This is a genomic window from Paenibacillus sp. NPDC101420 (genome assembly GCF_050277435.1).
Classification (GTDB): domain Bacteria; phylum Bacillota; class Bacilli; order Paenibacillales; family Paenibacillaceae; genus Paenibacillus_AQ.
In genome coordinates, this window is the sequence record NZ_JBNNSE010000010.1 from 88392 (window position 1) to 100423 (window position 12032).

Sequence of the window (12032 nt, forward strand, 5' to 3'; positions counted from 1 at the left end):
ATTGTAATCTGCTCCTGCTTAAAAAAATAGAGCCGGGATATTCTCCCGGCTCTACCTATTTTCTACTCATCGATCTTCAGTACTGCCATAAACGCTTCTTGTGGTACTTCTACACTACCCACTTGCTTCATGCGTTTCTTACCTTCTTTTTGCTTCTCCAGCAGCTTCCGTTTACGGGAAATATCGCCGCCGTAACATTTAGCAAGTACGTTTTTGCGCATCGCCTTAACGGTTTCACGCGCAACCACCTTCGTACCCACAGAGGCTTGAATCGGCACTTCGAACATTTGACGAGGGATAATCCCACGTAGTTTCTCACAAATGATACGTCCGCGGTTGTATGCACGGTCACGGTGAACGATAAAGGACAAAGCATCAACCTGCTCATTGTTAAGCAAGATATCCATCTTGACCAGATTCGAACGACGGTACCCGCAAATTTCATAGTCGTAGGATGCGTAACCTTTTGTACCTGATTTCAACTGATCAAAGAAATCATAAACGATTTCAGACAGTGGAATCTCGTAAGTAATCGTTACACGATTAGTATCAAGATACTCCATATTTACGAACTCGCCACGTTTGTTCTGGCACAGCTCCATTACGGTACCTACAAAGTCGTTAGGCACGATGATTGCTGCTTTAACATATGGCTCTTCAATGTAGTCAATCGTTCCGATTTCCGGATAATGTGACGGGTTGTCGATTTGAATCATTTCGCCATTGGTCAGCATAATTCGATAAATAACACTCGGTGCTGTTGTAATTAGCGGCAAATTGAACTCGCGCTCAATCCGCTCTTGAATGATCTCCATATGCAAGAGTCCAAGGAATCCGCAACGGAAACCAAATCCAAGCGCGCTCGAGCTTTCCGGCTCAAAGCTTAGCGAAGCATCATTAAGCTGGAGCTTCTCCAATGCCTCACGAAGATCGTTATAATCGGAGGTCTCAATCGGATATAACCCGCAATATACCATCGGGTTGATCTTACGGTAACCTGGAAGCGGCTCAGCAGTAGGATTCTTTGCGTCAGTGACAGTATCACCGACACGGGTATCTCCAACATGCTTGATCCCAGCTACGATAAATCCAACATCCCCGATGTTCAATTCATCGACAATGGTCATACGCGGCATAAATGCGCCAACTTCAATGACCTCGAAGGTCTTCTCAGTTGCCATCATCTTAATCTTCGATCCCGCACGGATTTTACCGTCCATTACGCGCACATAGACGATAACGCCTTTGTAAGGATCGTAATGAGAGTCAAAAATCAACGCTTTAAGCGGCTCTTCTGAATTACCGGATGGCGCAGGAACCTGCTTCACCACCTGCTCCAGAATTTCCTTGATCCCAATACCGGCTTTGGCAGATGCCATAACCGCTTCACTGGTATCCAGCCCGATAACATCCTCAATCTCCTGCTTTACCCGGTCAGGGTCAGCGTTTGGCAAATCAATTTTGTTAAGCACAGGTAGGATTTCAAGGTTATTATCCAGTGCTAAATACACATTGGCCAGTGTCTGCGCTTCAATTCCTTGAGCCGCATCCACAACCAGCAGTGCGCCTTCACATGCTGCAAGACTGCGGGAAACTTCATAGGTGAAATCGACGTGTCCCGGTGTATCAATCAAATTGAGATAATACTCTACACCATCGTCTGCACGATAGGTTAAACGCACGGCTTGCAGCTTTATTGTGATACCACGTTCGCGCTCCAGATCCATCTGATCGAGTACCTGTTCCTGCATTTCACGCGTGGTTAGTGCCCCCGTGTATTCCAAAATGCGGTCAGCTAGTGTCGATTTACCATGGTCTATATGTGCAATAATCGAGAAATTGCGAATTTGTTGTTGTCTTTTCTGAACGTCAGTCATTCCTTACCCCCACAGACAGCCTGATATTAATCCACTTATTATAACAGTACAAGCTTACTCCATCAATCCCGCCCTTACGTAAAACAGAAGAAACAGCTATTCACGTACCCGTGAAATAACTGTTTCTCCTGAAATCATTGTGATTCTTCCGCCGAATCGAACAATGAGACTACCCAGCGTATGCCCTTTTGAGAAGCCTGCTGCAGAAGGCCTGCCGTTTTATCCGCTATCACATCGACTGTCGGCTTTTGTTCCTCAGGAATCAAAATCTGCTCTGGAGTTTTCGTATTATACCCATCTACCACCTTCTGAGGAAGATCTGTAGTTGGCGCAGGATTGCTATTCTGAGGCAATGGAGAAACAGGCGTATATGCACCTGTGAGAGGGTCGATCACCATCGGAACATACACATAAGTCTGCCCACCTTGTGTAACCCCATTCTTAATCGGCTGTGATTGCATGCCCGTCACTTGACTGGTTGGCGTAGTCGATAGGTCGGTCCAGCCTGGCAGCAGCTTAGAGACGGTTGCCCCTCCGCTGCCACTAAACTGCATACCTAAGAGTATGCCGACCCCTGCCCAAATACCGACCATAACCAGTTTTTTACCGAAACGAGACATGTAAGCCACTCCTTTTTAAATACTTGGTAATAAAGCTGTTTATTCTAAATTAAATGTCTGTAGCTCAAGAAGCTCCGTTCGACTTTTGAGGTGCTGTAGCATTGGTTTGTCCCTTGCTCTCTTGGGTTGTGGGATTCGTCGCCTTGCCAGCAGCGTTTACCTTCTCCGAGTCATGACTGCTCCAGTACACATCCGCAATAGCGTCTGCCAAAATATCAGCCGTACGCTTTAATTCCTCTGCTGTATTATCAATACCGCCCACTTCAATCAAGACACTGTTAGGTGAGAGGGTTTGGTTGTACTCCCCGTTGTTTCCTTTACCCGCAGCTTTTCCCCATATTCCGCGAGATATTCCTGGGTAACTCTTTTCAATCGTTTGATGAATCTTGTTCGCAAACTCTTCGTTCTTCTTCCAATCTTTATTCGCATGTCCAATAATAAAATACACCTGAGCGTAACTTTTCCCATCAATCACTGCAGTTGTTTTGCCATGACGCTGCGAGTCGCGGTGAATGTCGATAAGTTCACTCATTTCTTGATTTGAGCTCATCGCAGATTTAACCAGCATTCGAGAGTATTTGTAGGAAAAATTCCAGTTATAGTCGGCAATTTTTGTTAGAAAATCTTCTTTGGCATGAACTGTACCAATCCCGCGTTGTTCCAATCTTTTCGTAATATATGTTCCTACAAGCATTACATTTTTAGTTGAAACCGCAGAGCTTGGATTTTCGTTCGCTACTCCTAGTAGAGGGTTATAGGCCTCCCGAGGATGTGAATGATAGATAAGAATCCGTTTAACTGACGTATCCTTGGTATTATCTGTCTCGCTTTGCGGTTCACTCTTATCCGTACCTCCCGCAGCTCCTGATGGCTCAGGAGACGGAGCTATTGTCGCTTCAGGCTGCTGTGCTGGAGTATCTTCGGGCTTGTCCACTTCGTTTGGAACCGATGGATCAACCTCTTCCCCTCCACCCTCAGCCAGTTCATCCGTTCCCGGATGATAATCAACAGGAGCTCCTGTAGAGCCACCCGATCCTTTTCGCAAAAGAAATGGATCATCCGCTGCCAAGCCTGGCACTTCACGAGAAACAAGACTCTTCGGATCACTTGGGTTCACACTGGTCAGCAATTGAAATACAAAGGAAGTTACTTTTTCACCTGAAAAAGCGGAAGGCTCTTTCCCTTGCGGTAAATGGGGGACCTCCATCCCCAACAGCTCCATGAAAAATCCACTCGATAGGGAGGCCGCAAGCCCCTTCATAGATGGAATGGGTGAAGAGTTCAACTTCTGTCCGGCCAATCCACCAGCGCCAAGCAGCATAAAAAATACTAGCGAACCTCCGGCCAACAGCAGCATCGTTCTTCCCAGCGATAAAGCATCCAGCACTCTTCCACGTAAACGGCCGATGTTCCAAAGCTGAAACCATTTTTTATTCATTATATTTATGTCCTCCTCCAGCCCTCTGTAATCTCTTATACTCCAAATCTATGAGCGAAAGAGAAATAGTAGAACCCTAAATGAGAGAATAGACATAGAGTCCGGCGAGATACTGTACATCAGCATCCCGCCGGACTTGTGCTAGCTATGATTCAATTAGTGGGTATAAGCGCCGACATTCTCAGGATCGACCGCATCATGCAGGGCCGCGTTCAGACCACTGGCTACAATATTGGCGATGCCTTCAATAAATTCATCGATTTCCTTAGGTGTAACGATCAAATCATGTCCTAGTGGCTCAAGTACTTCCTTCACTAATGACAATCGTTCCTGCTCAGAAATATCGTCTAGCATCCCCATAATTTCCTTGGTGTGACCAGCTCCTTGCCCGAAATGATTCTTCATCATCTCCAGTACATTATTTACAATGGTCGAAGCATAGCAAACTGTAGGAACACCGATAGCAATACAAGGAACACCCAGAATTTCCTGCGTCAATCCGCGCCGTTTATTGCCAATCCCCGAACCGGGGTGGATACCGATGTCGGCAATTTGAATCGTCGTATTGATCCGTTCAAGCGAACGAGATGCCAGCGCATCAATGGCAATAATAAGATCCGGCTTTGTACGATCCACGATCCCCTGTACAACCTCACTCGACTCGATACCGGTCAACCCTAACACCCCGGGAGCAATAGCACTTACCTTACGGTAGCCTGGAGAGACCTGATCCGGCACGAGCTCATAAAATTGCCGAGTAATGAGCGCATTCTCCACCACCAGCGGCCCCAATGAATCTGGAGTCACATTCCAGTTCCCCAATCCAACAATTAGTACAGATGCATCCTTACCAATCCCAATCCTAGTCAGGAAGTCCTCGAATTCGCGAGCAAAGACTTCAGCTACTTTTTGCTGCAAGCCAGTATCTCCATTGCGCAATGCTGGTACCTCAAGCGTGACATAATTTCCAATCGCGCGACCTATCGCCTGTGATCCGGCAGCGTTAGCCACACCAAGCCGGGTAACTTTTATCCCATCAGACTCTTCCACTTCTTCGTTTACACCAGGGATTGGCGTCCTTTGTGGCCCTTGAGCCATTTCCTTTGCCTCTAACGCCAAGTCCGTGCGTACCGAATATAGCTGCAGATCCGGTTCCATTGTTCCAGCCTCCTAAAAGTTTTGTTAGTATCGCTCCATTGAATTACTTCGGACAAAACTCACATCGGAAGCGATACTTAGTTTTGTGAGTAGACACTTCTTTGAGTTACTTCTAACAAAAACTCAAATTGCAAGCTTCTGCCTATGCTCTTTTGTCGATAGTGTGCGAGAGAAAGCCCTTGTTTATGCAGGTTAAAATGGTTTAATTTGAAAGCTTTAAGTATTGCTTTTTACTACCGGTCATGCTAAACTATTTTAAGTTGTGAATCATTTGATAATGATTTCGAATGTCTTACAGGAGGTGAATGCAATGCCAAATATTAAATCCGCGGTTAAACGCGTAAACACGAACGAAAAACGCCGTGCACTGAACGCTTCCCAAAAATCCGCGCTTCGTACAGCTGTGAAAACTGCTGATGTAGCACTGACAGGTACGGAAGTTGAAACTGCTCAAGCTGCTTTCCAAGCTGCTTCCAAAAAGCTGGACAAGGCCGTAACTAAAGGTCTGGTTCATAAAAATGCGGCTGCCCGCAAAAAATCCCGCTTGGCGAAGAAATTGAACGCTCTTAAGGCTCAAGCCTAAGACGACATTCATAATGAGCAATTGAAGAACCTGACCGCTATGTTTCATACGGTTGGGTTTTTTTGTGCCTACTATTCTATAAATATAAGTAATAGTTTCCTTTAGACGTTAGTTGAATGAAAAAAAAACCACCTTAGAAAGGTAGTTTTCTTAAACGATCAACTTTTCTCTTTTGAATAAGTTACTTTCATTCCGATTAGGCATTTTTCATAGATGGATCATCTCCATATACTTTTTCCACTGCTTAGTTCAAGTACCTAGCCGCAACATAAACAACTCCAGACCAAGCACTTTATCTATAGCTCCTGTCTTCATCTTATAATCCAGATCAGCTAGTGCACTTAAAATTTGCCGCAGACGTTCACTTGAGAACTTGTGGGCCTGCTCCCCTGCAAGCTTTACTGCATAAGGATGAAGTCCAATCTGAGAGGCAATCTGACCTTGCGAATAACTATGTGCTGATAAATCCTTCACCTGTAAAATAATTCGGAACTGCCGCGCAACCAGCGCAGCAATCTTAATGGGTTCTTCCCGCTGCTTCAACAGCTCATACAGCGTATCAAGCGCCTTATCTAGACGCAGATTAGCGATATCCTCTACAAGTGTAAACACATTTTGTTCCGTTCCGCGATGCACCAGACTCTCTACTGCTTCTGCGTCTACGGTTCCGCCCTTACCAGCGAACAAACATAGCTTGTCCATTTCCGCGGATAAGCCCTGCAAACCTGTCCCGGCATTAGTGATAAGAATCTCTGCGGTGCCAGGTGCCATCGTACACCCCCGCTCACGAATCCCTTTCTCTACCCAGCGCAGCAGTTCTTCTGCCCCTAGCGGGTTGAAAGCTAATACCGTACCCGCCGTTTTAACAGTCTTCACAATTTTCTTACGCTCGTCCAGCTTGTCACTATTCACCATAAAGACGATCACACTGAAATCTACAGGATGCTGCAAATAATCACTTAAAATATCTATACGATGCTCAAGTTTGGCATTTTCTTTTCCCGCTGTAAATAACGATGCGTCCCGCACCAGCAATAATTTACGTTCTACCATAAAAGGTACAGTCTCAGCTTCTTCTACCACAGCCTGCACCGGCGTCTCAGAGAGATCAAAGGGAATAACCGCAAAATCGCGATCCTCTTTGGCAATCAGCTGGTCTTCCAGCAATGCCGCGAATTCATTCATTCGAAATTTTTCACTGCCGTACAAAAGGTACAGCGGTGAGATTTTCCCTTGTTTGATTTCTTTTATCGCCGTTTTGGCATCCATTCCGCCACTTCCTTTTCCATTCATCTAGCCCAATTTGCCCAGATTCCTATTGTAGCAAAAAAAACGACATAAATGCACATGCAAAAACGGAGAAACTCTGGCAGCCATGGCCAAAGCCCCTCCGTTTAAGCGGCGCATCTATATAAACGCCGGAGTGAGAAGCCCTAGAAACTTCCCATCCGACGGTCATACCGATGTTCTTCAAATCCTATACTTTCTAGTTCCTGTCCGGTTGCTATAGTATATTCTGAAACTTCGAAAAATGTTCCAGCCTCAATTTAATTTGTTGACGTTGAAGATGGAGTCTTCGATGGTGTCGCCCCAGGTGATGTAACCGGCGTTGAAGAAGCTGCTGCTTCCTGTACAGTGTACACCTTAGTGGTATTCACACCATCTTTCTCCGTCACATACGTGAACTGCGAGCTATCCGCCGACCATTCTCCAGAAATCCAATTTCCTTCTAATGGATAAGAAGTCACTGCTATCCTATCTTCCACTGTACCTTCGGGTGAATTCTTATAAATAACAAGCTGTAATCCAGCAAACTCAACGGCATAATGCCCATCAGGGGAAGTCCAAGTCTGTACATTAGAATCATTAGAATCATTAGAAATGTTAAAACCCATAACGCCCATTCCGAAGTCATCAGAAGTCTTTAATGTTTCCTCCGTAGATGGCGCCGAATCAGCTCCGATCCCTTTATCTATAGAAGCAGGTTGATCCTTCTTATCAGCTTTGGACTGATTATTACCGCCAGCACTAGTATCCGGAGTTTGAACTTTCGTTATAGTATCCGGCTTCGGCGTCATAATCTTCTCCGTAGGATTGGGCTTCACATTATTTGTTGGTTCTGGTATCGACCGTCCTCCAGATCCAGCATTAGTTTCTGTTGGAGAAGTCGGCATCGACGCAGGGTCTACCGGCCCCATCGCTCTATCTAATGCAGCGTTATCCTCATTCACATCAGGAGCAGCTGGTAGAGCCCCCGAATCCGTTCCGCTATTAGCAGGCGCAGCCTCATATGATTCAGCAGAAGTAGAAGTTTGCGAATCAATAGCCATATTATTAGCACTATCGCTGGTCGCTTTACTACTATCCTGCATCATTTGTTCTACCTCTGCCCCAGGCATTTTATCCGGCATATTAAAAATAGCGATCCCTAATATTACGGCAGCTGCGATAGCTCCAATGCCTGTCCGTGCTGCTATAGAGGTTCCCTTGGAAGGTTTACCGCGGGAGCTTTCACGTGAAAATGGAACTACAACTGGTTCCTCGGTTCTCACAGCGCTTTGTTCACGGCTGCTTCGATCCAATTCTGCAAGCTGAGGTAAAATAGAGTCAACCAGACTAAACGGGGGTTTCACGTCTGGCAACTGCTCCAATTCTTTGGAGAGAAGTGTCAGCCGCTCAAAGACTTCCGCGCAGGAAGGACAATTATCGATATGACGGAACATCTCAACAATCTCATCTTGGCTCAAGTCTTGGTCTATATAGCGGTGCATCCATTCCATCACCTCCGCGCATTTCATCCCGATACACCACCTTTCTGGTACTCCTGAAGTCTATTCTGCAGCTGCTGTCTGGCCCTAAACAGATATGATTTCACTGTATTCAAAGGCAAATCCAGGCAGTCTGCAATCTCGTTGTAAGAAAAATCTTGTAAATAGCGCAGGACGATGACCGTCCGATGATGCTCGGGCAATTGATCAATCGCTTCACGTATATCCTCAGCTAAATAAGAGGATAGAACCTCACGTTCCACATTGTGTTTATCCTGAAACACCATTTCATGCTCATCAATAGAAACTGTAGGTTTAGTTCTTCTGAATTTATCAATGCAAATATTGGTAACGATTCGCTGAACCCACGTTTTGAACTGGGCCTTTTCCTCATATGAACCGATTTTGGTATAAACCCGGATCAAGGCCTCCTGAGATGCATCCAGCGCATCTTGTTCATTATGCAAAATGTAGAAGGCGGTTTTATATACATGCCCTTCAATTTCTCGCAATAGGGTGATTAGAGCGTCGCGATCGCCCGCTTGAGCGGCTCTGATGAGTCCCTGCTCCACCACGAAGGTTCCCCCTCTCTATGCAATCTTACTGACGCGCAAGACTGCGAATTTGTTGCAACCCTGTAATTAATATTTTTAGAATACCAAACTTTTCTTAGAACGTCATGTTAAGCCATCTTTTATAAAGTGCTATCGCACATTTCATAGCATTTCGCAGCCAATAATTCCTACTAAGCATACAGGGGAAACTTCAATCATTCAAATACTCTTTTGAATAACTTTATAACAAAAATGACACAAGTATAAACGCCTTCGGCATCCCAATAAGGCCGGCAAGCGTTTAGGTAAGAAATATCTCCCATTTCCAAAAGAAACGGCTTATCCTCCTGTCGGAAAAGAAGCCGTCAGTAAACAAGAAATAACCTTAGAATCGAGCACATAACTCTATTTATATAACACAATCTTGCAGAGCATGAACACTGAGTAGTTGTCCCTAGTTTCATCATCCACAACATACGCCTCTCCATTCTCAAAAATATGAGGGTTATTGTAATTCCTCTCTAATCTATAGATCTGGCCTTCCGTCACCTTACAACCATGGAATGCCGACGCAATTTCTACGTATTCCGCATCCTCTTCATCAGCTGCAAGATACAGCTTTTTATCATGATAAGCAGGCATATACTCACTCCCGGTCCGATAATAAACCATTCCAATTCGTAGACGTCAGTCAAACATCATAACTCTTCTACTTTATAGTTTATTGCCTTTGTCCTCATTCTATACTTTATGAAAACATATAATGTAAGAAAATCTGAATGTCGGAAAATATGTATATAAAAAAGGTTGTACGGCTGACATGCGTCAGCTATACAACCTTCAATAAATCTATCTATTCGAATTAAGAAAAAACAGAATTAAATACCTTTTACCTCTTTAAATTTTGCCACATACTGAGCCGCAAGATCGGTAATCTGATCGTATCGACCATCCTTCGCAGGTGCAGTCAAATTACCCCCGATTCCTACTGCTATACAGCCGTTGGCAATCCATTTTTCCATATTATTCAGATCCACGCCACCTGTTGGCATAATGTTCACATGCGGCATAGGGCCTTTAACCGCTTTCACATAATCCGGACCAAACGCACTGCCAGGGAACAACTTAAGCACATCCACACCAAACTTCAATGCTTCCTTCATTTCATTCAATGTCATGCAGCCAGGCATGTACGGTATACCATAAAGATTACACATTTTAGCTGTCTCTGCTTCAAAAGAGGGACTGACCACAAATTCCGAGCCTGCAAGAATGGCTATTCTCGCCGTTAATGGATCAAGTACAGTTCCTGCTCCAATCACTGCGCGATCTCCGTACTCCGCTACCAATCGTTTAATCGCCACATCCGCATCCGGAGTAGTAAAAGTTACCTCAATATTATTCAAACCGCCTTCGATACAAGCAACGGACATTTTAAAAGCTTCCTCAGCACTATCAGCACGAATAACGGCTACAACTCCAACCGACGCCACATTCTGCAATACTTTCATTTTCTTCATCAGTAGACTCCCTTTCTCTTGGTACGATCATAGATGAATATGAAATACTAATTTAGATAAACTTTTTTATTAAATTTACTAATCAAAACGATATAATCTATAATCAGATAGTAATAACAATACAGTTAACAGTCAATACTTTTTTATGGATTTAGAGATATAAATTTATCGAAATGACCAATAAACCCTTGTTTTATAAGGAATTATTGGTCATTTGTTTTCTTTTGTCCAAAACAACATTTGGATTAAAAATCATTCTTTTATTGTACAAAACCGATTTATGTGATAATTTCAAATTATACATCATTATACCGGGATAAATTCATTACCCTAGGAGGAACTCAAATGAGTAAACAGTTGGATGCCGTCACTTTCGGGGAGCCGATGGCGATGTTTTATGCGAATGAAACGGGTCCCCTGCATGAAGTATTTTCGTTCTCCAAAGCGTTGGCAGGTGCCGAGAGCAATGTTGCTACAGGCTTATCGCGCTTAAATCATCCTACAGGTTATGTTACGAAGCTTGGCGAAGATAACTTTGGTCATTTCATTGCTCAAGCAATGAAGAAAGAGAACATTGATACCGCCAACATTACTTTTACTAAAGAAAATTCAACGGGTATGTTAATCAAATCAAAGGTTGTTACAGGCGATCCTAAAGTCGAATACTTCCGCAAAAATTCCGCAGCCTCCAAGCTTAGTCTGGTTGATTTTGACGAGGCATACTTTAATGCTGCAGGACATTTACACGTAACAAGTATCTCCGCCGCCTTATCCAAGAGCTGTCATGAATTCTCTGTTCATGCTATGGAGTTTATGAAGCGACAAGGAAAGACGGTCTCTCTCGATCCAAATCTGCGCCCTAGCTTATGGCCGGATACAGAAACGATGGTGAAGACGATCAATGATCTGGCTACACGCTGTGATTGGTTCCTTCCAGGACTCGGTGAAGGCAAGATTCTTACAGGTCTAAGTACGCCAGAAGAGATTGCGGACTATTATCTGGCGCGTGGCGTCAGCTTAGTCGTCATCAAGCTCGGACCTGAAGGCGCTTACTATAAATCCGCTGAAGGAGAAGGTTATGTAGACGGGTTTAAGGTAGAGCAGGTCGTTGATACCGTAGGTGCAGGTGATGGGTTTGCCGTTGGTGTAATCAGTGCGATGCTGGAAAAGCTTCCGATTGCTGAGGCCGTCAAACGTGGCAATGCGATCGGTGCGTTAGCCGTTATGTCACCTGGCGATATGGATGGACTTCCGACCCGTGAGGAGCTTGCAAAGTTTATGCAGCAGGAGGTTTAAGCACATAGATTTGAGTCAGCTTTCGCAACATAATCTCAGTAAACTTCTGTAATTCTCATAAATAGCTGAATACAACCAAATCTACACAACATAGCTGTACTCTATACAACTATATCGAGTCAAAATCGTTTTTTCTCGGCTTTAATTGCACTTTATACATTTAAAAACCAGGTGAACATCGCTGTCAGCAATTTCCCGCAGAAATAACTGCACAAAAT

The 12032-nt window shown here is 44.4% G+C and carries 11 protein-coding genes; 2 read left to right on the forward strand and 9 right to left on the reverse strand.

Going from position 1 to position 12032, the window contains the following annotated elements:
- Positions 1-62 precede the first annotated feature (62 nt).
- The 4 genes from lepA to gpr all read right to left on the reverse strand — a co-directional run bounded on the left by lepA (position 63) and on the right by gpr (position 5093).
- On the reverse strand, positions 63-1877 hold the full coding sequence (gene lepA, locus ACQKMP_RS27985; protein WP_036677511.1) for a translation elongation factor 4: 1815 nt from the start codon (positions 1875-1877) through the stop codon (positions 63-65).
- Between the two features lie 134 nt (positions 1878-2011).
- The gene (locus ACQKMP_RS27990) at positions 2012-2497 is read right to left on the reverse strand and encodes a hypothetical protein (protein WP_149647636.1); all 486 of its coding nucleotides are present in this window, start codon (positions 2495-2497) and stop codon (positions 2012-2014) included.
- 64 nt (positions 2498-2561) lie between these two features.
- Positions 2562-3935: a stage II sporulation protein P gene (locus ACQKMP_RS27995; protein WP_076299688.1), complete on the reverse strand. Its 1374-nt coding sequence runs from the start codon at positions 3933-3935 to the stop codon at positions 2562-2564.
- A 156-nt stretch (positions 3936-4091) separates the two neighbouring features.
- On the reverse strand, positions 4092-5093 hold the full coding sequence (gene gpr / locus ACQKMP_RS28000; protein ID WP_042191024.1) for a GPR endopeptidase: 1002 nt from the start codon (positions 5091-5093) through the stop codon (positions 4092-4094).
- A gap of 310 nt (positions 5094-5403) precedes the next feature.
- Here gpr and rpsT point away from each other — a divergent pair, with 310 nt between their 5' ends.
- The gene (rpsT, locus tag ACQKMP_RS28005) at positions 5404-5676 is read left to right on the forward strand and encodes a 30S ribosomal protein S20 (protein WP_042130412.1); all 273 of its coding nucleotides are present in this window, start codon (positions 5404-5406) and stop codon (positions 5674-5676) included.
- A 249-nt stretch (positions 5677-5925) separates the two neighbouring features.
- Here rpsT and holA read toward each other — a convergent pair whose 3' ends face one another.
- From holA to ACQKMP_RS28030, 5 genes are all read right to left on the reverse strand, one after another.
- The gene (gene holA / locus ACQKMP_RS28010; RefSeq protein ID WP_042191027.1) at positions 5926-6945 is read right to left on the reverse strand and encodes a DNA polymerase III subunit delta; all 1020 of its coding nucleotides are present in this window, start codon (positions 6943-6945) and stop codon (positions 5926-5928) included.
- A gap of 278 nt (positions 6946-7223) precedes the next feature.
- Positions 7224-8474, reverse strand: a complete 1251-nt coding sequence (locus ACQKMP_RS28015; protein ID WP_427472164.1) for a zf-HC2 domain-containing protein — start codon at positions 8472-8474, stop codon at positions 7224-7226.
- Positions 8471-9019: an RNA polymerase sigma factor gene (locus tag ACQKMP_RS28020; RefSeq protein ID WP_036677530.1), complete on the reverse strand. Its 549-nt coding sequence runs from the start codon at positions 9017-9019 to the stop codon at positions 8471-8473. Before ACQKMP_RS28020 ends, ACQKMP_RS28015 begins: the two co-directional genes overlap by 4 nt.
- A 384-nt stretch (positions 9020-9403) precedes the next feature.
- Positions 9404-9640 carry a hypothetical protein gene (locus ACQKMP_RS28025; RefSeq protein WP_427472166.1) on the reverse strand — a complete coding sequence of 79 codons (237 nt, stop codon included), beginning with the start codon at positions 9638-9640 and terminating at the stop codon, positions 9404-9406.
- Positions 9641-9876: 236 nt separating this feature from the next.
- Positions 9877-10518: a bifunctional 2-keto-4-hydroxyglutarate aldolase/2-keto-3-deoxy-6-phosphogluconate aldolase gene (locus ACQKMP_RS28030; RefSeq protein WP_042130419.1), complete on the reverse strand. Its 642-nt coding sequence runs from the start codon at positions 10516-10518 to the stop codon at positions 9877-9879.
- 345 nt (positions 10519-10863) lie between these two features.
- Between ACQKMP_RS28030 and ACQKMP_RS28035 the strand changes: the two genes are divergently transcribed.
- Positions 10864-11814, forward strand: coding sequence for a sugar kinase (locus tag ACQKMP_RS28035; protein WP_427472168.1), 951 nt, complete (start codon positions 10864-10866; stop codon positions 11812-11814).
- The last annotated feature ends 218 nt before the right edge of the window (positions 11815-12032 follow it).